Origin of the sequence: Thalassotalea atypica (assembly GCF_030295975.1) — a bacterium.
GTDB classification, from domain to species: Bacteria; Pseudomonadota; Gammaproteobacteria; order Enterobacterales; family Alteromonadaceae; genus Thalassotalea_F; species Thalassotalea_F atypica.
Genome location: NZ_AP027364.1, coordinates 4,019,291 through 4,042,184 on the forward strand (window position 1 = coordinate 4,019,291; position 22,894 = coordinate 4,042,184).

Annotated in this window: 21 protein-coding genes; 8 read left to right on the plus strand and 13 right to left on the minus strand. The window is 39.9% G+C overall.

The window, feature by feature from the left end; genetic code table 11:
* Positions 1-17 precede the first annotated feature (17 nt).
* Entirely contained in the window at positions 18-548 is a 531-nt protein-coding gene (locus QUE03_RS18065) for a thioredoxin family protein (protein ID WP_286263363.1), read from the minus strand.
* A 150-nt stretch (positions 549-698) separates the two neighbouring features.
* Here QUE03_RS18065 and rph point away from each other — a divergent pair, with 150 nt between their 5' ends.
* Complete coding sequence (gene rph / locus QUE03_RS18070) at positions 699-1,415, plus strand: ribonuclease PH (RefSeq protein ID WP_286263364.1); 717 nt, start codon at positions 699-701, stop codon at positions 1,413-1,415.
* 20 nt (positions 1,416-1,435) lie between these two features.
* Positions 1,436-2,077 carry an orotate phosphoribosyltransferase gene (gene pyrE / locus QUE03_RS18075; RefSeq protein WP_286263365.1) on the plus strand — a complete coding sequence of 214 codons (642 nt, stop codon included), beginning with the start codon at positions 1,436-1,438 and terminating at the stop codon, positions 2,075-2,077.
* A gap of 108 nt (positions 2,078-2,185) precedes the next feature.
* On the opposite strand, the gene hemE is transcribed toward pyrE, so the two are convergent.
* A complete protein-coding gene (gene hemE / locus QUE03_RS18080) occupies positions 2,186-3,256 on the minus strand; it encodes a uroporphyrinogen decarboxylase (protein ID WP_286263366.1) in 1,071 nt (356 codons plus the stop codon).
* A 417-nt stretch (positions 3,257-3,673) separates the two neighbouring features.
* Here hemE and QUE03_RS18085 point away from each other — a divergent pair, with 417 nt between their 5' ends.
* Positions 3,674-4,927, plus strand: coding sequence for a S1C family serine protease (locus tag QUE03_RS18085; protein ID WP_286263367.1), 1,254 nt, complete (start codon positions 3,674-3,676; stop codon positions 4,925-4,927).
* Positions 4,918-5,892: an FHA domain-containing protein gene (locus QUE03_RS18090; protein ID WP_286263368.1), complete on the plus strand. Its 975-nt coding sequence runs from the start codon at positions 4,918-4,920 to the stop codon at positions 5,890-5,892. The genes QUE03_RS18085 and QUE03_RS18090 overlap by 10 nt, the downstream gene beginning before the upstream one ends.
* Before the next feature lie 85 nt (positions 5,893-5,977).
* On the opposite strand, the gene trpS is transcribed toward QUE03_RS18090, so the two are convergent.
* Both trpS and rpe read right to left on the minus strand, forming a co-directional pair.
* Entirely contained in the window at positions 5,978-6,982 is a 1,005-nt protein-coding gene (gene trpS / locus QUE03_RS18095) for a tryptophan--tRNA ligase (protein ID WP_286263369.1), read from the minus strand.
* 21 nt (positions 6,983-7,003) lie between these two features.
* Entirely contained in the window at positions 7,004-7,675 is a 672-nt protein-coding gene (gene rpe, locus QUE03_RS18100; protein ID WP_286263370.1) for a ribulose-phosphate 3-epimerase, read from the minus strand.
* A 265-nt stretch (positions 7,676-7,940) separates the two neighbouring features.
* On the opposite strand from rpe, the gene QUE03_RS18105 reads away from it, so the two are divergent.
* From QUE03_RS18105 to QUE03_RS18115, 3 genes are all read left to right on the plus strand, one after another.
* The gene (locus tag QUE03_RS18105) at positions 7,941-9,923 is read left to right on the plus strand and encodes a methyl-accepting chemotaxis protein (RefSeq protein ID WP_286263371.1); all 1,983 of its coding nucleotides are present in this window, start codon (positions 7,941-7,943) and stop codon (positions 9,921-9,923) included.
* A gap of 183 nt (positions 9,924-10,106) precedes the next feature.
* Positions 10,107-10,799 (plus strand): TorF family putative porin, encoded by a 693-nt coding sequence (locus QUE03_RS18110; RefSeq protein ID WP_286263372.1) that lies wholly within the window; start codon positions 10,107-10,109, stop codon positions 10,797-10,799.
* A 121-nt stretch (positions 10,800-10,920) separates the two neighbouring features.
* Positions 10,921-11,112: a DUF2970 domain-containing protein gene (locus QUE03_RS18115; protein WP_286263373.1), complete on the plus strand. Its 192-nt coding sequence runs from the start codon at positions 10,921-10,923 to the stop codon at positions 11,110-11,112.
* 35 nt (positions 11,113-11,147) lie between these two features.
* On the opposite strand, the gene QUE03_RS18120 is transcribed toward QUE03_RS18115, so the two are convergent.
* The 9 genes from QUE03_RS18120 to QUE03_RS18160 all read right to left on the minus strand — a co-directional run bounded on the left by QUE03_RS18120 (position 11,148) and on the right by QUE03_RS18160 (position 20,004).
* Positions 11,148-11,969, minus strand: a complete 822-nt coding sequence (locus QUE03_RS18120; RefSeq protein WP_286263374.1) for a Dam family site-specific DNA-(adenine-N6)-methyltransferase — start codon at positions 11,967-11,969, stop codon at positions 11,148-11,150.
* A gap of 59 nt (positions 11,970-12,028) precedes the next feature.
* The gene (locus tag QUE03_RS18125) at positions 12,029-13,402 is read right to left on the minus strand and encodes a hypothetical protein (RefSeq protein WP_286263375.1); all 1,374 of its coding nucleotides are present in this window, start codon (positions 13,400-13,402) and stop codon (positions 12,029-12,031) included.
* A gap of 20 nt (positions 13,403-13,422) precedes the next feature.
* Positions 13,423-14,487, minus strand: a complete 1,065-nt coding sequence (aroB, locus tag QUE03_RS18130; RefSeq protein ID WP_286263376.1) for a 3-dehydroquinate synthase — start codon at positions 14,485-14,487, stop codon at positions 13,423-13,425.
* Positions 14,487-15,005, minus strand: coding sequence for a shikimate kinase AroK (gene aroK / locus QUE03_RS18135; protein WP_286263377.1), 519 nt, complete (start codon positions 15,003-15,005; stop codon positions 14,487-14,489). The genes aroB and aroK overlap by 1 nt, the downstream gene beginning before the upstream one ends.
* A 153-nt stretch (positions 15,006-15,158) precedes the next feature.
* Positions 15,159-17,216, minus strand: a complete 2,058-nt coding sequence (locus QUE03_RS18140; protein WP_286263378.1) for a type IV pilus secretin PilQ — start codon at positions 17,214-17,216, stop codon at positions 15,159-15,161.
* 16 nt (positions 17,217-17,232) lie between these two features.
* Positions 17,233-17,754, minus strand: coding sequence for a pilus assembly protein PilP (locus QUE03_RS18145; RefSeq protein ID WP_286263380.1), 522 nt, complete (start codon positions 17,752-17,754; stop codon positions 17,233-17,235).
* Complete coding sequence (locus QUE03_RS18150) at positions 17,751-18,359, minus strand: type IV pilus inner membrane component PilO (RefSeq protein ID WP_286263381.1); 609 nt, start codon at positions 18,357-18,359, stop codon at positions 17,751-17,753. Before QUE03_RS18150 ends, QUE03_RS18145 begins: the two co-directional genes overlap by 4 nt.
* On the minus strand, positions 18,359-18,937 hold the full coding sequence (locus QUE03_RS18155; protein WP_286263382.1) for a PilN domain-containing protein: 579 nt from the start codon (positions 18,935-18,937) through the stop codon (positions 18,359-18,361). The genes QUE03_RS18150 and QUE03_RS18155 overlap by 1 nt, the downstream gene beginning before the upstream one ends.
* Positions 18,925-20,004, minus strand: a complete 1,080-nt coding sequence (locus QUE03_RS18160; RefSeq protein ID WP_286263383.1) for a pilus assembly protein PilM — start codon at positions 20,002-20,004, stop codon at positions 18,925-18,927. The genes QUE03_RS18155 and QUE03_RS18160 overlap by 13 nt, the downstream gene beginning before the upstream one ends.
* 129 nt (positions 20,005-20,133) lie before the next feature.
* Here QUE03_RS18160 and QUE03_RS18165 point away from each other — a divergent pair, with 129 nt between their 5' ends.
* Entirely contained in the window at positions 20,134-22,776 is a 2,643-nt protein-coding gene (locus tag QUE03_RS18165; protein ID WP_286263384.1) for a penicillin-binding protein 1A, read from the plus strand.
* Positions 22,777-22,894: the final 118 nt, after the last annotated feature.

Genomic DNA, 22,894 nt, shown 5'->3' on the forward strand with positions numbered 1-22,894 from the left:
TAAATCCTGTATATAAATTATAAGGCGGTAGTGCTTGAAACAATGTTATCTTCTTTCTCAGGCTTCCATTTATCTATAAAAGACAACCAGTTTGATTTTGAGTATTGACCATTTTCTTGCAGCTCTGCGGTGTCTTTTGACAATACCATCTTGCCAGCATTAGTCGACACATACATATGAGGATACCCCAGTACAGGCGGTAAGCCTTTCATGAAGGCTTCGTTTTCATTGCTGTCACTAACATTTACTTTTAAGACGACAAATTCAGTGTGTAGCGCGTAATATACATCAGGATTTTTGTCGAGGAAGGCGTCCATTTTATGACACCATGTGCACCAGTTTCCGCCAATTTCAATTAGCACATTGCGGTTGGTTTTTTTAGCGAGTTCAATTGCTGCTACCGCATCTTTAAAAGGATCGCGCTTATCATCATAAATTTTGCTGAAAAGCGGTAATGATTCAGCCACTTTCTGAGCATGACTCTCTGGTGTTGAAGCAAAAAGTTGCCCGCTTAAAAAGACCAATAAGAAGCAATAAGTTTTATACATAACAAGCCCTAACATAAACGATATTGAAATTGACCTGACCTAGCTTAACTAACTTTCAACAAATATTTCAAAAAGTTTGCCGAGTGATTATGTCAAAAAACGTGCTGAGCTATTATAATGCTCCACAATTAACCCAGTTTAGGACAAATTATGCGACCAAGCGGTAGAACGCTAGGGCAAATACGCCCAGTAACCATCACTCGCCAATTTACAGCTCACGCTGAAGGCTCAATTCTGATTGAATTTGGCGACACAAAAGTCATTTGTACCGCAACCGTTGAAGAAGGTGTGCCACGTTTTTTAAAGGGACAAGGTAAAGGTTGGATAACCGCTGAATATGGCATGTTGCCGCGTTCAACTCATACCCGTATGCGCCGCGAAGCCGCACAAGGTAAGCAAAGTGGCCGCACCTTAGAAATTTCACGCCTAATTGCTCGCTCATTACGTGCAGCGGTTGATTTAGTTGCTTTAGGTGAAAACACCATTACCGTTGATTGTGATGTGATTCAAGCCGATGGCGGAACGCGTACGGCGTCAATTACTGGTGCATGTGTCGCTCTTGTTGACGCGATTAATTATATGCGCGCCAAAGAGATCATCAAAACTAACCCACTTAAACATATGATTGCTGCTGTATCGGTTGGTATTTATCAGGGACAACCAATCGCTGATTTAGAATATGTTGAAGATGCCGCCGCTGAAACTGACATGAATGTTGTTATGACAGAAACGGGTAAGTTAATCGAAGTACAAGGCACTGCAGAAGAAGAGCCTTTTAGTTTCGATGAAATGCAAGAAATGATGCAATTAGCTAAACACGGCATAAACGAACTATTTGATGTTCAAAAAGCCGCTTTGAATTCATAACTTATTTGAAAGGTAGACAAGTGAAAGATTATCAACGTGAATTTATCGAGTTTGCTTTAAGTAAACAAGTGCTGCGCTTTGGCGAGTTTACTTTAAAATCAGGCCGCACCAGCCCTTATTTTTTTAATGCAGGATTATTCAATACTGGTGGTGATTTGGCGCGTCTTGGCCGCTTCTATGCTGCCGCGCTTGCTGACTCAGGCATTGAGTTTGATTTGTTGTTTGGCCCAGCTTATAAGGGTATCCCTATTGCAACAACAACGGCTGTCGCACTGGCCGATCATCACAATATGGACATGCCTTATTGCTTTAACCGTAAAGAAGCCAAAAAACACGGCGAAGGCGGTAGTCTTGTTGGCTCTGAACTAGCGGGTAAAGTGATGCTAGTCGATGATGTGATCACTGCGGGCACTGCAATTCGCGAATCAATGGAAATCATCAAAGCGCATGGCGCACAATTATCCGGTGTATTGATTGCACTTGATCGTCAAGAAAAAGGTCAAGGCGAGCTGTCGGCAATTCAAGAGGTAGAACGAGATTTCGGTACTAACGTTATCTCTATTGTCAGTTTAAGTGATGTAATTACCTACTTGGAAGACAAGCCAGACATGCACGACTCGCTTAAGAGCATTAAGCAATATCGAGAAGATTACGGTATCTAAATGGCGAGCAATCATGACGTTAACTGTCATTAACACTCATGAAAAAAGGCGCTTAAAATTAAGCGCCTTTTTTTGTACCTATTCAAAAGCTAACATCTGCCGTCATGCTTATTTTTGATGATAAGGCTTACTTAAGCGGTGCACAGATTCAATGAAATGACCAGCGTGATCAGGGTTCACGTCTGGGTGGATACCATGGCCTAAGTTAAATACGTGACCGGTACCACCTTCACCAAAGCCAGCAAGAATTTTACTCACTTCCTGCTCAATGCGCTCGAAAGGTGCGTATAACATTGAAGGGTCCATGTTGCCTTGCAAGGCCACTTTGTCGCCTACGCGTGCTTTAGCGTTTTCAATATCGATGGTCCAATCAAGACCTACCGCATCACAACCTGTTGCAGCGATATCTTCTAACCACATGCCGCCATTCTTAGTGAATAATGTAACAGGTACTTTTCTGCCATCATTGTGACGAGTTAAACCATCAACAATTTTTGCCATATACTGCAAAGAAAAATCTTTATAGTCACGAGGAGATAACACGCCACCCCAAGTATCAAATACCATAACAGATTGTGCACCCGCAGCAATTTGTGCATTTAAGTAGCTAATTACAGAATCAGCTAACTTGTCTAATAACAAGTGCAAGGTTTGTGGATCAGAAAACGCCATCTTCTTGATTTTAGTGAATGCTTTACTACTTCCACCTTCAACCATGTAAGTCGCTAGTGTCCATGGGCTACCCGAGAAACCAATAAGCGGCACTTCACCTTTCAATTCTTTACGAATGGTGCGCACAGCATTCATTACATACTGAAGTTCACCTTCAGGATCTGGGTGACCAATCTTATCTACATCAGCTTTACAAGTAATAGGACGTTCAAATTTCGGACCTTCACCTGTTTCAAAGTAAAGACCTAATCCCATCGCATCAGGGATTGTTAAAATATCACTGAATAAAATAGCTGCATCTAGCGGAAAACGGCGAAGGGGTTGAATTGTTACTTCACACGCTAATTCAGCATTTCGGCACAACGACATAAAGTCACCTGCTTGACCACGCACTTCACGATATTCAGGAAGGTAACGACCGGCCTGTCTCATCATCCAAATTGGCGTGTAATCAGTTGGTTGGCGTAATAGGGCGCGTAAGTAATTGTCGTTCTTTAATGTAGTCATTTAACTGGTTCCATTTCTAATATGCGCGCTATTCTACCTTGGCTTTGCTCGAAAGACTATGAGTGAAATCAAAGAATATTAATAATTGGATAGCAACTAAATCCTGTCAAGATTAAAGCTATTGCTCTATTAAAGTTCAGTAAATCTGTTGCATTCAGGAAAACCCTTTGTTATAAAATGTCACGCGCTAGTTAAGAAATAATTAAAAAGAAGCTTGAATACAACAAGACCATACAGCGAGCATTTCAAGCCTTACTTCGGTAAGGCTTTTTTATTGCCTGAAAATCAGTAATACATAGTATTTTCCGTACAAATAAATCTAAACAAGTCTATTGAAATCAGTTCTAACAATAAATGTTGATGACAAAGTTGTTTTCTTTGGCACAATAGAGGTTGAGATATACACAAGGATATTTAATGAAACGCCTGTTCACTTTAGTTTTGCTGCTATGTTGTCAGCCAGTAATGGCCAACGAGCAAGCAGAAGAAATATTTAAGCAGCTTGCTCCTTCTCTTTACCAAATTCGTTTAATTGACAATGCCAGTGGCGAAAAGTCTTCGATTGGCTCAGGCTTTCAAATTACCAGCGATGGCCTAATTGCAACTAACTATCATGTCATTTCAGGTTACGCGCTGTTCCCCCACAAATATAAAATTGAATATTTAAATCATAAAGGCGAAAAAGGCATATTGTCTTTGAAAAGCGTTGATGTGATTAATGACCTTGCCATCGTCAAGCGAGTGGTCACTGACGAAATGCCCTATTTTTCTTTAGCTAAATCAACGCCAATTAAAGGTGAAGAGTTATTTTCATTAGGTAACCCGCATGATTTAGGCATGATAGTCGTACCAGGCACCTATAACGGCCTGAAGAAAGAGTCATTTAATGACAAGATTCATTTTACTGGCTCGGTAAACTCAGGCATGAGCGGTGGTCCTGTGGTTAATGCCAATGCAGAGGTGGTTGGTATTAATGTTGCTACTTCTGGTAATCAAATTGGTTTTTTGGTTCCACACGAAAAATTGGTTCGCCTATTTGAGGCTTTAAAAATAGAGGCTCCTGAATCCATTGAGGCACAAATGTCAGAGCAACTATCAGCGAATCAGCAGAAACTGATCGATGCGCTACTGTCTGCTAAATGGCAGGGTAAAGGGCTAGCACAAGCGATAATTCCAACTATTGATGTCCCATTTATTCGTTGTTGGGGTAATTCAAATGCAGAAAAACCCGATGCACTTATTTTAAGTGCGGTGGCCAATTGTTCATTAGACGAAAGTACCTTCATCAGTGGGCATTTTTTTACAGGAAGTATTGAAATGGAATTTCGTTACATGGATGCGAAAAAGCTCAATCCATTAAAGTTTTATCATTTATATGAGCAACAGATTAAACGAGCAGGTCCAGGCAATAAAGCTCGTAAAGAAGATGTCACCGAATTTCAATGTCACCACGATATTGTAAGACCTGCAAACAGTACAATTAATAGTAAAAGTATCTTGTGTACACGCAACTATAAAAAGTTTCCACAACTGTATGATGTGATGTATCTGAGTAACTCCGTTGATAAAGATAAACAAGCATTGATCAGTCACTTCACCTTAGCAGGCGTTGAAAAACAATCGGCGATGGCCTTTACCAAGAAGTTCATGGAGTCGACCGCATGGAAGTAATTATTGAACAATTAACACGCGGCCATAAATTAATTGGTTGCCATAAGTTTTCTCAACCTGACATCACCATTGGACGAGCGTATAGTAGCGACCTTATTGTGAGTGACCCCCATGTCTGTCCAAAGCATTTACAGTTGCATTTTGACGGTGAGCAGTGGTTGATTGATGATCAGTCAAGTATCAACGGCAGCTACCTAGAACAAAGTAAAGCACCTGTTAAGCAATATGCAGTGCAGTCAGGGGACGTAATTTGTTTCGGTAAAAGCATGGTGCGAATCGTGTTTCCTGAACACCCCATCGCAGAGACTATTGAATTTAGTCCGTTTGAGCAACTGGTCGACTTTGCGCGTCAACCCATCGTTTTAATAACAAATATTGCACTGTTTGTCTTAGTTGCAGCATGGATTTTCTACATCAATAAACCCATGGAAGTGAATTTTACACAATTGGCTGTTCCTGCCATTGGTATGGCATTAGGGTTTTCAATGTGGCCAGCCATGGTCGCTTTAGTGTCACACTTCACTAAAAATGACGCGCGCGTACTGCACCAGTTTGGCATTTGTTTCATGTTTTTTAACCTGATGTGGTTAAGTGATAGTTTTGAATCAATAGTTCATTTTAACACTTCGGCAAACATGAGTATTACCGGCGTTGTCGCAATATTGCCGATCGCTATTGCTTTTTGCATGTTTTGGTTAAATTGCTACGTTGGTTTTCACATGAGCGCGCAACGCAGAGCTATCGCCGCTGTATGCCTCACAACATTACTTTTTGGTGGTAGCATGTTAGTTCAGATCAGCAAAGAGCCCGAGTTTTCGCCCTTACCTCATTATGATTCAACGCTCATGACACCGAGCTTTCTGTTCTCTAGCAGTAGTGATGTTGATACCTTTATTCGTGATAGTGAACGATTATTCGACGCAACCAGAAAAGCAGCTGAAAATGATACTGCCAGCGATAATTAACCAAAACCTTCTCCCGTTATAGGATAGGGCTATACAGACAAGAAAAGCGCCTATAGGCGCTTTTTTTTAATTCGCTCAATCAATTTTACGGTTTAGCAATAAAGCCGATTGAGTCATATACCTTAGCTAATACTTCACTCGCATGGGCTGACGCTTTCTCAGCACCTTGTCTCATCACTTGCTCTAAGAATGCTTGGTCTTCTCGATATTGATGGTAACGCTGTTGAATAGGCTCAAGTAAAGCAACGACCGCTTCTGCAACATCACCTTTCAAATGACCATACATTTTGTCTTCATAGTGTGGCACTATGCTTTCAATGCTATTACCAGTTGCGCAAGACAGTAATGAAAGTAAATTCGATACGCCTGGCTTTTCTGCAACATCATAATAGATATTAGCCTGCTCATCTGAATCAGTAACAGCACGTTTTATTTTCTTGGTTATTTTCTTGGTATCTTCTAATAAGCCAATAAAATTGTTGGCATTATCATCAGATTTCGACATCTTTTTAAGCGGATCTTGTAAGCTCATCACGCGCGCACCATGCTCAGGGATATAAGGATCCGGTACAGTGAAGACGTCGCCATAAAGGTTGTTGAAACGCGTAGCGATATCACGCGCTAATTCTAAATGCTGCTTCTGATCTTCACCTACTGGCACTCTATCTGCGCGGTACAACAAAATATCTGCCGCCATTAAGACAGGATAAGTAAATAAACCAGAGTTCATGTTTTGCTCTGATTTTTGTGACTTATCTTTAAACTGAGTCATACGATTAAGCTCACCCATCTGAGTATAACAATTTAGTACCCAGCTCAGCTGTGCGTGCTCTGGCACATGAGACTGAATGAATATTGTGCTTTTTTCAGGGTCAACTCCACAGGCAAGGTAGAGTGCTAGTCCATCTAAAGTTGCTTTTCTTAATGCAGCAGGATCTGGACGTACGGTAATAGCATGTTGATCGACTAGCATGTAGTAACAATCATGATCGTCTTGCATGTTGACCCATTGTTTCAATGCACCCAAATAGTTGCCAATAGTTAACTCGCCTGATGGCTGACAGCCACTTAATACAATAGGTTTACTCATGTTGATCCTTTAATTTCTAATCTATTTAACGCTTGCAAGCTCTGCACGCATTTTTTCAATAACGACCTGATAATCAGGTTGGGAAAATATTGCTGATCCAGCAACAAACATATCTGCGCCAGCCGCAGCAATTTCAGCGATGTTATCAACTTTAACGCCACCATCAACTTCTAGACGGATATCAAAGCCACTGTCATCAATAAGTTGGCGAACCGCTCTTAACTTATCCAGTGTGCTAGGGATAAATGATTGACCACCAAAACCAGGGTTCACCGACATAAGTAGGATAACATCAAGTTTATCCATTACATGGTCTAAATAATGTAACGATGTTGCAGGGTTTAATACCAGACCTGCTTTACAGCCACTTTCTTTGATTAGTTGCAATGTACGGTCTACGTGTTCACTCGCCTCAGGGTGAAACGTAATAATGTCAGCTCCCGCTTGTGCAAATGCAGGTACTAAATTGTCAACTGGCTTAACCATTAAATGCACATCGATTGGTGCGGTAATACCGTAATCACGAAGTGATTTACACACCATAGGGCCGAACGTTAAGTTTGGAACATAGTGGTTATCCATGACATCAAAATGAACAACATCAGCACCTGCAGCTAGTACCCTAGCCGTATCTTCACCTAAACGAGCAAAATCAGCAGACAATATCGATGGAGCAATTAAAAACGAAGACATATTTTCACCCTTTGTTAAAACAGCGCTACTTTACCTAATCATCGTAGATAATTGAAGCAGTAAACTAGTTTAGGTGACATTTTACTCTACTTTAGAAACAAAAGTTATATTCATCAGTCTAATTAAAACCTTTCTCAATAAACCTTTTCTAACACATGTAACAATTTTGTAGCTTGAATCGCAATAAGAACTATTCTAGACTCCGTTCTCATTAAAAAATAAAAACAATATAACCTTATGTTTTTAAAGGTTTTAAAGGGAAGTTATGAAGTTAAAGAATACGTTACTTGTCACATTTGTTGTCATTGGGTTATTACCAACTTTGTTAACAAGTTTGATATCAAACATGCTCGCCAGCAATGCAATCGAAACTCAAGCATTTAACCAGCTTATCTCTGTAAGAGAAAATAAACGAGCGCAAATAGAAGATTACTATCAACAACGTGAGCACGATATTTCGTTACTTGCCGCCACAACACAAAAAATACTAACATCACAAAATATCGCTTCGCTCACTGAAAGTGCCCATGACAACCATGATTACTTTAAGCAATATATTGAAACTTATGGCTATTACGACTTCTTTGTTATCGATAATCACGGACAAATAGTTTATACAGTGACCAAGGAGGCGGACTACCAAACCAACCTTCTTAATGGTGCTTATCAAAGCTCAGGTCTTGCCGCTCTATATAGACGGGTACAACAAAGTAAAGTCATTGGCATTTCAGATTTCAGTCGCTATGCACCAAGCAATAATGAGCCTGCTGGCTTTATCGCACATCAGGTTAAAATAGATAGTGGCACCAATTTTACTATCGCACTGCAATTGTCATTGGATAAAATTAATGACCTTATGAAGGAACGCGCAGGCATGGGTGAGACAGGGGAGAGCTACCTTATTGGTCCTGATTTGCTAATGCGCTCTGATTCATTCTTAGATCCTACAGGTCACTCTGTGATCGCATCTTTTGCAGGGAATGTTAAAAATAATGGTGTAGATACTGAAGCAGCAAGGCTTGCTTTAAATGGTAAGACAGGTAGCAAAATAATAATAGATTACAATGGGAACCCTGTGCTTTCTGCTTACACTTCTGTTGATATAGATGGCACACGCTGGGGTCTACTGTCAGAAATAGATGTGGCAGAGGCCTTTCAGCCAGTAACAACTCTACAATGGACTATTTTTACTCTGCTATTAATTTGTGCGCTCATTATCGTTGCTGCTGCATTGATTTGTTCAAAATCTGTATTAAAGCCCCTTGGTGGTGAGCCAAACGATATGCAGGAAATCACCGAAACCATTGCCGAAGGAAATTTAACCGTTGCCTTTGATCATAAGCATGCTAATGCTAGTGTCTATGGTGCAATGAAGCGTATGACTAGCCAATTGCAAGTGATGGTAGGTGAAATTATTAGCAATAGTCATCATCTAGCAAGTGTTTCTGAGCAAACCAGTGCGTTAAGTTTACAATCATCAACAAGCTTAAAGGAACAACAATCAAACATTGAGCAAGCGGCAACAGCCATCGAAGAAATGTCGATGACAATCAACGAAGTGGCTCACAATGCAGCAAATGTATCAAGCTCATCTCAATCAGCTAAAGCAGCATCAATCAATGCCAGCCAAATGTTAACATCAACTGTTGACGACTTAGAGCAACTTGACGATGAAATCACTAAAACAAGTCTAGTTATAGAGTCGTTGGAAGCTGGTTCAAACGAAATTGGCAGTGTCTTGGAGGTGATACGCGGCATCGCTGAGCAAACAAATTTACTTGCCCTAAATGCAGCTATAGAAGCGGCCCGAGCAGGCGAGCAAGGTCGAGGCTTTGCAGTGGTAGCCGACGAAGTGAGAACATTGGCATCTAAAACACAAGAGTCTACCTCTAATATAGAATCGATGATCGAAAACCTACAAAACTCTTCCAATGAGGCAGTTGCGGCTATGTCTTCTAGTCGTTCAATCTGCGAGCACACAAAGACTAACGCTGAAACAACCTCTCAAGCCATCAAACAAATGAGCGTTGAAATTGATCATATTTCAGAAATGACCGAACTCATTGCAACTTCCGTCGAAGAGCAATCTTGTGTCTCAACTGAAATTAGCCAAAACGTCACACAAATTAATGACGCAGCCAATGAAAACTCAGCCAGCGCAGAACAAGTCACAACGGCAAGCGAACATATCAATGCCATTGCAGAATCATTAAATCAACTAACGCTCAAGTTCAAAATAGCGAGTTAATTATATTGTGACCCCTCTTGCACCGAAATTGAACACAATGCGAGAAATGTTGCACAAAAAAAGTACTGTAGTGAGGCAGTGGCTCTTAATAACAACCATAAGTAACTGTTATTATAATATTTATTAATATAGGCATTGTGTTTGCACTTTTGATTACAACAATAAAAAACTGAGAATTAAAATATGAACAAAGCACTTTTAAAATTAACACTAGCTTCTACTTTATTGAGTACGTCGCTGATATCAACGCACGCTTTGGCTGTCGAGGGCCTTTCTGCCAACGTCGGTCTATCAAGCAACTATTTATGGCGTAACGTTTCTCAAAGCGATGATGGTGCAGCAATTTCAGGCGGTATTGATTATGCGTCTGAGTCTGGTTTTTATGCAGGTACTTGGGCATCAAACATCGACTTTGGTGATGACGCAAGTTACGAACTAGATCTATATTTTGGATTTGGTGGCGACATTGGCGATACCGGTTTCGGTTATGATGTTGGTTACATTTATTACGCTTATCCTGATTCAGCAGAATCTGATAGTGATAATGAATACAACTTTGGTGAAATATACGGCGGTCTATCGTATTCATACTTTAGCATTTCAGCCAATTACGGTATTCACAATGATGACGGTGCCAAATGGAATGATAGTGCACTATATATCAGTGGTGATGCGGCATTCGAAGTAGCAGATGGTTTAGAGCTTGCTTTCCATGTTGGTAATTATTCTTTCGATGATGATTATGATGATGGTGATTACACCGATTACGGTGTTAGCTTAAGCAAGAATGGTTTTACCTTAGCATTGTCAGATACTGACATCGACAATGATGATATGAAAGTCGTGGTTTCTTATAGTATTGATATTGACCTGTAATACACCTTAATCAAGAATCAAGATACTAAAGCCTGAACTACTCAGGCTTTTTTATGCCATTGCATCTTTGTTGACTTGTTTGCATACTGAACCTTATCTATTTAAATCATTAAGTGACGAAATGGCTAAATACACAATAGTAAATACCATAAAAAGTATCGGCGCAGCAGCGCTTGGTGTTCAAAGCGATAAAAATAGAGCGCATGATTTTAGTGAAGGTAAGAGCAGCCACTTTATTATTGGTGGGATTATTGGTGTTGTGATTTTTGTACTAACACTGATATTGATTGTTTCAGCGGTGATGCCGAGTTAACACTGTTTTACTCAGCTGAAATAGCGGCTTAACTGCTATTTGTACATCGCTAGTAATTCACCCACTTTTTTACGACCATTCCCTTTCTGACTGATAGTTCGCGCCACTTGTAGTTTTTTAATTCGCTTTGCATGCTCGTAAATTTTACGGGTCCAAATGGTGTCATGATTGCTGATCAAGACAGAGGTTTTTTCTATATTTTCAACGGTTTCTTCGGCGGCATTTGCCAAGTCTGCTTGCTCATCAAGGCCAAAACCATTGCCCGCATAGCTGGTGAAGCTAGCGGTTTTACTTAATGGCACATAGGGAGGATCACAATATATGACATCACCAGAAGTTGCCCTCATAAAGGTATCACGATAGTTTTCACAGACAAAGGTCGCACGTTGTGCTTTTTCAGCGAAGAAATTCAGTTCTTTTTCAGGGAAATATGGGCGCTTGTATTTGCCAAAAGGAACGTTATAGCCGCCAGATTTGTTATATCGACATAAACCATTATAGCCATGACGGTTCATATATAAAAACAATAGTGAGCGCTGGTAAACGTCAACAGTTTCATTGAAGGCTTTTCTATATTCATAATAAGCTTCAGCAACATTATTCTGTTCGTTAAATATCGCCCTAGCATCACGAATAAATTGCTCAGGTTTGTGCTGCAGTATTTTATAGAGCTCAATTAAGTCTTTGTTGATGTCGTTCAGGATATAACGTTTGTAATTAGTATTTAAGAATACAGAGCCAGCACCAACAAAAGGTTCGATCAAACAATCACCTTGGGGAAGCATTTTATTAATAACATCGCACAGGGTATATTTTCCACCGGCCCATTTTAGAAAAGCTCTGTTTTTATTGGTCATGCCACCAAATTAACCTACATTAAACGACTGAATTTATCGACTGAGGATTGTAGCCTGATTTAGTCGTTATTGGGAGCGTTAAACGCAGCTATTTCAGTTTTAACTTGGTCAACACTTTTGATCCACGGACCGTGTTGTGCCAATGGCCTAGGTAAAGTTTTTAACTCTGCCGTTGCTAGCTCTCTTTCGGTAAAAAACTCTGAGGTAATCACGAGTATTTTTTTATCATTAATTAGACGTTGATAAGATTTAAAGCGAAAGTTCTCATAGGGTGCAGCAAATGCTTCAACTAGTTTACTTATGTCTTGCTCACTCTGATATCCAATAGTGATATATTGAATGACATAACCAAAGTCCAATTCCTTATAATAAGCCTCATTCGACGAGTAATCTATCTCTTGTTCAATAAATTCGAAGTCATTTAACGGTTCATTATTAACTTCTAATGCTAAAACATCATCGCTCACTAGAGTGGCCAATGCTTCAATAATGTCGGTAGTTGTTGCTAATTCTTCTTTTAACACCAAAGGTTCGGTTTTATCAACAATAGCGCTTAAAATATCAACATTATTAGCTGGCACATTAACGTGGTCACTACCTCTAGAGGATGAAGCATCATGCTCAGTATCATTTATCTTAGTATCATTTATCTTAGTATCAGTGGCGACTATACCGTCACTCAAAGCTGTTACAAAGCCCTGAGTAATGTTTTCGTCTATCACTTGTGCCGTATTAGAATTTAGACCACTAAAAGACAAATTTTCTCGTTGGTATAAGCCATAGATAACTGCACTACTCAACAAAATTAATAAACTGAAGAATATAATGAATTTTTTATATCCAGCAAATGAAAAGAAAGGTTTAGGCTCTTTAAACAAATTCGCACGGATGGAAATTAACTGGCCTGACTGAGCAGACACCATGGAGATCTTCTGATTGAACAAAATTGGATTGGAAGCGATTAGTTTTCCGGAGGCAACTTGTCCTGTTAACACGACATTAATTTCACGTTCTGTTTTTTTAGCAATGTCCGCCAACTGACATAATTCATGGAGAATCTGCAATGACAGGTGATGGCAATGCTCAATCACAATACTGATGGGAGCTTTATTGCCAGCAGTTAAATTAATAAGACTTGTGGCGAGAGGCTGCTCGGGATCAAATGGTGTGTTTGTAAATAATTGCTCAGTTATGCGACACCGTACTTGAATATCATTTAGTTTGGGAGAGAGTGCTAAATAAGCTGCATTATGGTTTTCAGGAAGTACTGTAAGAAATTGGCTCGCGACCGCGCTATAACCTTCATCAGAGTCGTCGATGACTAAAACGACTTGCTTTGAAAAACGGAGAATATAGTCAATACGCGCATTGGCATTGATAGAAGTAACTGATTCGTTTGTTTGTTGTTCTGGCTTGTTCGCTAAAGCAGGCATAATCGACCTATATTTCTGTTTTACAGAATCTGCTTTAGTTCCTCTTCAGTTACATCATCACGCATTTCACTTTGACCAATCGCTGTCGGTACAATAAACCTTAAACAGCCACCGATATTCTTCTTATCTCTTTTCATATGCTTAACAAAGCTATCAAAGCCCATATCGGCTGGCGCTTCGGTTGGTAACGAAAAAGCAGAGATAAGTGATTCAATGCGACGAAGATCTGACGCTTTAAGCAGTTCTTTGTTCACTGCTAGTTTAGAAGCAAGCACCATGCCAGTAGCAACAGCTTCTCCGTGAAGCCATACGCCATAACCTTGCTCTGCTTCAATAGCATGTCCAAAGGTATGCCCAAGATTAAGCAGCGCTCTAAGTCCTGCTTCTTTCTCGTCTTGTGCAACAATATCAGCCTTACATTGGCAACAAGTGCGAATCATTTCACTTAAGATATGACTTTCTTTAGCTAAAATAGCGTCTCGATGATTTTCTAACCAAGAAAAGAACTCACCGTCACCCAAGATACCATACTTAATAACTTCAGCCATACCCGCAGCAAACTCGCGTTCTGGTAGAGAAGAAAGAGAATCAATATCAATTAACACAGCATTAGGCTGATAAAAAGCACCCACCATGTTTTTGCCTAGCGGATGATTGATTGCCGTCTTGCCACCAACTGAAGAGTCAACTTGCGATAGCAAGGTCGTTGGCACTTGAATAAAATCGACGCCTCGTTGATAACACGCCGCAGCAAAGCCACAGATATCACCAATGACACCACCACCCAATGCAATCAATGTCGTGTCACGACCGTGATGATTGGTTAATAAGTGAGACATGATACGATCAAAATTTGTTAATGACTTTTCAGCTTCACCGTCAGGTAGGATAATGCTATCAATATCAAATTCAGCGAGTATATTTACTAATTTTTCGCCATATAAAGGATACACAATATCGTTAGATACAATGCAAACACGTTTGGATTTTATATGGGAAACTAAAGGGCTATTAGAATTTAATAGCCCTTTGTTGATATAGATTGGATAACTTCGATCACCAAGATCGACTTTCAGTTCAGACATTAAAAATCTAAACGATCAACAATTTTATGCGCAACTACTTTTGCACTTTGATCATCAGTTTGAACAATAATGTCAGCAATTTCTTCGTAAAGAGGATTACGTTCGACTGCTAAGTTTTCTAGGACTGTGCGAGGCTCTTCTGACGTTTGTAGAAGTGGACGACGACGGTCACGTTGTGTACGAGCGACTTGTTTGTCGATTGTAGTTTCGAGATAAACAACAATACCGCGCGCTGATAAGCGATTTCTAACCAGATCACTAATTACAGAGCCGCCGCCTGTAGCCAAGACAATGCCTTGTTTTTCAGTCAAATCATCGATGACACCTTCTTCTCTTACGCGAAAGCCTTCTTCGCCTTCTAAGTCGAATACCCACGAAATGTCTGCACCTGTACGACGTTCTATTTCCTGATCTGAATCGAAGAATTCTAGGTGAAGCTTATCTGCTAATTCTCTACCAATCGTGCTTTTGCCCGCGCCCATAGGACCAACAAGGAAAATGTTACGTTTTTCTGCCATTAGACTTACTTAATACTCGTAATAAATTTGTTAAAACAGGTAAGAGGAAACCCCCTTATAATTTTCAAGGGCGTAATTATCGCAATTCTTATGTATAGATTGCAAGTAAGTGAGGCAAAATTAACACACTTACTTGCTTATCTGACAAGAGCCTTAGAAATGTTCGGTGACTATTCTAGGTGTTACAAATATAAGTAACTCTTTCTTTTCACTGAAGTTATTTGTACTTCTAAACATCCATCCCATGTAAGGAATATCGCCAAGAACCGGCACTTTAGAAACACTATTTATTATTTGTTGTTGATAAATACCACCTAAAACAATGGTTTCTCCATTATTAACCAACACTTGTGTACCTATTCTTTGTGTGTCTACTGCCGGTGCAGAGCCACTGGTAACTTCTGAAACCGTGTCTTGTGTTACTGTTAGGTCAAGAATAATTTTATTATCCGGAGTGATATGTGGCGTAACCGTTAAGCTCAATACTGCCTTTTTAAACTGCGTTGTAGTTGCACCACTTGAGGCTGCTTCTTGATATGGAATTTCCACACCTTGCTCTATAAAGGCTTCCTTTTGGTTTGACGTAGTAATACGCGGACTGGCGATGATTTCACCTTTATTTTCTTTCTCAAGTGCGCTTAATTCAAGATCCAAAATCGTACCATCAGCTAAGCGAGCAACTTGAAACGCGATACTTCCTGCGGGGTTTACTACAGGCAGATTAACGTTTAACCGATCTGAAATTGAAGGAGCAACACCACCACCAGCAGAATCAGCGCCATCAAGCGATCCCGATGTTGAAGTTTCACCGTCAGTATCTGTAACTCCCCAACGAATGCCCATTTCTTCATTTATGTTATCTTTAACGGTTACCATTCGCGCTTCAATAACCACTTGGCGAATAGGAATATCTAGCACACCAACCATGCGTTTTATGTCTTCAATACTTTTCGCCGTATCACGGATTAGTAAAGTGTTTGTGCGTTCGTCTACTGAAACGCTACCTCGAGGAGACAGGATACTGGTATCTTCATTTTTGATAAGATTAGCAAACTCTGTCGCCTTGGCATAATTAATCTGAACATATTCTGAGTAAAGCGGCGCAAGCTCTTCAACTTGTTGTTGTGCTTGTAGATTTTTTGCTTCACGGGCAGCGAGTTCATCACTTGGTGCCACCATCAAAATATTACCTTCCATGCGCTTATCTAAGCCTTTCACTTTTAAGATAATATCTAACGCTTGGTCCCATGGAACACCGTCTAACCTTAAAGTAATATTACCCGACACCGTATCACTGGTGATTAAGTTAAACTCGTTATAGTCAGCAATAATTTGCAATACTGTTCGTACGGAAATGTCTTGGAAATTCAAAGATATTGTACGGCCGCTGAAATCGTCAGCAGTCCCTAAATAACCCACTTCTTCAATACGCCTGTCAATATTGATAATAAATAAATTATCTTGTTGGTTATGTTCAAAGCTAAATGGCCCATCAACATCGATGACAAGCTTAGAATTTCTACCTTCTCTGAACGTTTCAATGCCATTAACAACAGTTGCAAAATCTTTTACGTCTAATTTGTAAAGCATGTTTTCAGGAATTTCTGTGTTGTAGAACTCAACAACAACTTTCCCTAATTGATCATTGACATCAGCCGCAACAACACTGTCATCAAGATAAATCAGCACTTGCCCTTCTTGCTCAGCTTCACCACGTCTAAAGTCGATGGCATTTAGTGAATTAATAAACTCTTCACCTGCCGGTGCCACATTTTCGACAACCTCAGCAGCATCGCCATAACTCAACGTAATTGCGTATTGATCACCTTCAATGGAAACATCAAATACTGTCAACTTGTCTAGTAAGATAGTCGCAACCATGGCCCCATTGCTGTTATTTAACTGCACATTTTTAACACCTGCATGTTCAACAACAGTTGACGCATATTCATCATCAAAAGCAACGTTATTAAACGTAACTTCTATCATTGCTGGCTCAATTGATGTCTTCACTGCTGGCTGTCCAGTTATATCTGAAGACATTGAAAATACAACTTCAATTTGATCATTATGAATGGTGTTATATGCAATACCTGTTAAATCAGACGCATGAACGTTGAACATTAGCATTGAAAAGCAAATCGCCACTAACACTTGTACCTTCTTCACAAAGGTAAAGATTTTATTTTTCTCAAATTTATTAAATAGCATCGTTACTTCCCTTACCTTAACCATTCAATTGAACTAGTTCTACGACAGTTTCGCGTTCTACCCAACAGCCTGCACCGTCTGGAGTTAATTCAACTATTTTCACGTTATCATTACCCACTTCTGTAATTTTTCCGTTATATAAACCAACATAATTACCGATGGATACACGATGAAGCGTACTATCGGATGCTTCAATCAATGCCCAAGTTACGCCGCCTTCACCTAAGGTGCCACGCATAATTAGGTCACCAAGCGCAAATTTTTCTAATGGCTGCTTACGACGTCTAGGATCTGGACTCAAACATCCAGACATTTGTTGTAATTTTTCTTGTATTGCTTCTGGTCTTGGCGCCACAAATGGGCTCCTAAGTTCGAACGCAGAATAATCAAAATGATTAAAATTAGGAACCTCTGGCATAGGTTCAATATAGCTTTTCGTATTGGCTTTAACTTTTGCTATATGTGCCTTTATTTCACTGGTGTCATCAAAACAACCCGACAACAAAATAAGGCTACTGACTAAGGCTAGTTTTTTCATTGTTCACTTGCCTCCTGGTACCTATAGGTTTTTGCTTGTAATTTTAAATTTAAAATTTCTTTCTCAGGCTGTGGAATAACAATTGTGAAGTCATGTAAGGTTACTATACGAGGCAGGCCTGCAATTTTACTCACGAAACTACCAAAATCATGGTACGCACCGATCACTTCAATATCGATAGGTAACTCAATATAAATTTCTTTGGTAATTTCTGGTTGCCAATTCAACTTGACAAAATCCAAGCCACTGGTGGTGCCTATAAACGTAATATCATCTAGTAGGCCAGGCGTTTCGTGGCTTTCTGGTAAACTTCTAAGTTGATTGGCAAAAATAGTTTCCGCTTCTATCATTTGTTGTTGGAAAAGCTCCAAATTAGCGGCAACATAATATTTTGAAGAATACTGTTGTTTCAATTCAATTTCTTCTTTTGCTACACTTTCTAGCTGCACAATGCGGTCTTTTACCATAGTCATGTATAAAAGACCTGAAAGCACTACAGACAGAAAAATCGCAACGACAACTTTAACAGCGACAGGCCATTGACCGATATTCTCAACGTCTAAATCATTAAATTGCTCTAAAAACTGGTTAATATCGGAGTTCATTATTTATTCTCCTTTAACGCAGCGTCTAAATCTTCAACTAGGCCTCTAATTTTCACACGCATTTTGAAGTCACTTAACAATTTCGTGGCTTGTTCATCGGTGATAATTGACTCTGGCGTCGCATCTGTAAATAAATCTGATAGTTCAATTTCTCGGATCATATTGGCTAAATGGTTGTTTGATTCACTTTTTCCCATCAGCTGCAAAATATTTCCCTGTTTTTCCAATTTCGTTAGGTAAACACCGTTGGGAATAATTTTTGCTATTTCATCCAAAACTTGCGTACCAACATTTCGGCTACGCTGAAGCTGCTCTATAACACTAATACGTTTTTGTAAGGCTTCTTTCTTTTCATTAAGAGTTTTAATTTCTGCAATACGCACATCAAGTATTTGAATTTCATTTTTTAAATACTGATTTTTTGCTCGCTGCCCATCGATTTGTGCTTGATAATAACTACTCACCCCGAACACAACCAAAAAAGTAAAAAGACCAACAAGGGCTAATATGCTTATGTATTCTTTCTTTTTTGCTTTGAGCGCTTCTTCACGCCAAGGGAGTAGGTTTATATATGCCATGGCGAAAAGCTCCTTAACGCTAACCCCGAAGCCACCATTAGTTGTGGTGCTACTTTAGCCAACTCATCCTCATCAATTTTCGCCGCGAATTCCATATCATTAAAAGGGTCGGCTATGACGGTATAAATTCCTAATTCTTCAGTAAGTAATTCTTGTACTCCCTCAACTAAAGCCGTACCGCCAGATATCAATAGGTAATCAACTTTGTCAAAACCGCTTGAGGTTAAAAACATTTGTATAGCGCGGCGAATTTGTTGTACCAAGATAGTGTGGAAGGGTGCTAATACTTCAAAACGATAGTTTGGAGGTAGATCACCTTTAACTTTCGCATTTTCAGCTTCTTCAAACGATTGATTGTAATAGGATACGATTGAGCGTGTATATTGCTCGCCGCCGAATAATTGGTCTCGGCTAAAAACATGTTCATTTTCATTAGCTGCAGAAAATAATGTCATTGTCGCACCTAAATCAACCATGGCGACCATTTTATTACTCGCATCATCAGGTAGCTGAGATAAACAGAGATCATATGTACGACTGATGGCGTATGATTCAACGTCAACAACTTTTGTGGAAAAACCTCCTGACTCTAAGGCTTCAACACGCGCTCCAATTGATTCTGTGCGGGCAGCACTTAACAGAACATTGATTTTACTAGGATCGGATTCATTGACAGACAATTTTTCAAAATCTAAGCTAACTTCATCAAGCGGATAAGGAATTAAACTGTCGGCTTCAATTTCAATTTGACCGGCCAGTTCTTCATCGCTCAGCGCGACATCCATATAGATAACTTTGGTAATAACAGTTTGGCCTGAAACGGCAATTGCAGATTCTTTGATTGAGGTAGATATTTTTTTTCTTATTTTTGCAATCACTTTGCCGACAGCTTCAATATCTTGAATTTCTCGGTCAATAACGGCACCGCGGGGCATCGGTTCAATAGCATAGTCTTCGAGAATATAGCCATTGTCTCCCTGACTTAGCAAAACAGCCTTAACAGCATAAGAACCAATATCGATCCCTACCATCATGGATGCCTTTTTTTTCCATAGCTTGCTTAGCATAACTTCCTACTAAATCTTATAATTGTAATTTTTTCAGATGCAATATACGCATAAATACATTTATTACATGGTTTTACACGATATACTAGTACTATCTTACACTTTTTTTTATAAATTAGAGCATTTTCTGTGTTTTCACTTAAAAATTTAGTCAAATTGGCTGTAGCACTATGTTTTTTGGTCATTCTAGCGCTTTCAATTCTCTATATGGGGATGCGAAGTGAGCTGCCTAGTGTAGAGTCACTTAAAGATTTGAAGTGGCAAACGCCCATGCAAATTTATAGTCAGGATAGAAAGCTTATTTCACAGTTTGGTGAAAAAAAACGAATTCCATTAACCTTACAACAAATGCCTAAACAGCTGATCAATGCAATCCTAGCAACCGAAGATGATCGTTTTTACCAGCATTTTGGTGTTGATCCTATTGGTGTTGGTCGTGCAATTATTGGAAAACTATTGGGACAAAATAAGGGTGGTGCCAGCACTATAACCATGCAAGTTGCCCGAAATTTTTTCCTAAGCCGGGAAGTAACGTACACACGAAAAATACGAGAAGTATTTCTCGCATTTCATATTGAATATTTGTTATCAAAAGACGAAATTCTCGCACTGTATATGAATAAAATTGAACTAGGACATCGTTCTTTTGGTTTTGGGGCTGCAGCTCAAGTTTATTACGGCAAAGATGTCAACGACTTAACATTAGCGCAAATAGCAGTGTTGGCAGGGCTACCAAAGGCACCATCAACCTTGAACCCTATCCGCTCTCCTGAAAGAGCACAAAGCCGCCGCACTGTTGTATTGCAACGTATGCTAGTCAGTGGCTATATCACACAGCAGCAATATGATATTGCCAATAATGCCCCGATGACAGGTAAAAAGCATGGTGCCGAAATAGAGCTAGATGCGCCGTATATTGCGGAAATGGCGCATCAGATGATGTTAGATAAGTATGGAAAAGAAGAAGCGTATACCGGCGGCTATAAGGTTTATCTAAGCACTCCTTCTCATCTTCAACAGGCAGCACAACAGGCAGTTATCAATAATCTATTGGATTATGACAAGCGACACGGATACCGAGGTCCAATTCGTTCGATAAGACAAGAGCTTAGGGAATATTACTCTAGCAAAAAATCGAGTTTAACTACCGACGAACTGAATGAAGCACCTATTTTTGAACCGATAACTGAGCAGGAAATTGTTGAAACATTAAGCCAGGTTTCAACTATTCAGCACTTAATCCCTGCGATAGTAACTGATGTAGCAGAGCAGAATGCGACAATTGCTATTGCAGCTGATGAGTTTGCCAATATAGCATGGACTGGCATGAGCTGGGCAAGGGAATATATCAGCGATCAGAAGCAAGGAGCAGCGCCTAAATTAGCCAATGAAATTTTGGCCGTGGGTGATGTTATATGGGTATCAAAAATCGATGAAGGTTATCAATTAAATCAACTACCACAAGCAAGCGCAGCTTTAGTCGCGTTATCACCTGACTCAGGTGCAATCAAAGCTGCTGTTGGCGGATTTAGCTTCAAGCAAAGTCAGTTCAATAGAGCGACACAAGCGAAAAGACAAGTGGGCTCAAACATCAAGCCTTTCATTTATTCAGCAGCATTAGAGAATGGCTATACGCTCGCATCACTAGTCAATGATGCCCCCATAAACCAATGGGATAAAAGTTCAGGCATTGTTTGGCGTCCTAAAAATTCACCACCAGAATACAATGGACCCATTCGCGTAAAAACCGCCCTCGCGCGGTCTAAGAACGTCGTTGCTGTAAGGCTATTAAGGGCAGTTGGGCTAGATGGCATCATTAATCATTTGGGATCTTTTGGTTTTATACCTGACGAACTACCTCGAAACGAATCTTTGGCTTTAGGATCAGCGTCACTGACGCCAACTGAGGTAGCAACAGGATTTGCCACATTTGCCAATGGCGGCCACTTAATCACACCTTATTTAATTGAACGAATTGAAGATTCATTTGGCAACCTTGTTTTTCAAGCTCAACCTGAATATGCATGTGATCCTTGTGATTTTGAATACTTGCCAGCAAGTCCGAATGTCAAAGGTGAAGGAGAGCGTCTCGCACCTGTCGATGAGCAGTTAATCACATCAACAGAAGACAATATACAAGAAAGTGACGCTTCGTTTTTGAATAGTCAACAAGTCGATCGACTTAAGCCTGAAATAAAACAAGCACCACGTGTGATCAGTGCGCAAAATGCATTCTTAATCACAGAAGGGTTAAATGAGGCGATATGGGGCGCAGATTGGTCAACATCACCCGGCTGGCAAGGTACAGGGTTTAGAGGGCGGAAATTAAAGCGTCGAGATATTGCGGGAAAAACGGGAACCACGAATGAATCAAAAGATGCCTGGTTTTCTGGTTTTAGTCGTCGCATTGTTGCCACATCCTGGATTGGTTTTGATGATCATTCCCGAAATTTAGGCAAAACAACCTTTAACCGTAACCTCGATAAGAATCAAATCACAGGAAAAGAGTTTGGCGCAAAATCAGCACAACCTGCGTGGATCAGCTTTATGAGAACTGCGTTAAATGACTTGCCTTTTGAACCTTTTGAGCCACCAGAGAATATTGTTTCGGTTCGAATCGATAAAGCAACAGGTAAGCTGACAACAAAAACCGACCGTTCAAGCCTATTTGAATATTTTCAATCAGGTACAGTACCAGAAGAGTACATCAATCAAGATGAAAGTTCCGTTATTCTAGACGGTGAGATTGAACCTGAAGAGGAAATATTTTAGCCATACGTTAGTAACCAATTATAACCTCCATAACCAATCTAACTTGTTGATAAAAAAATACAAGAGAGCAAGTTACGTTGGGCTAGATTATTGCCAAACAAGAGTCTTAGCCTGCACT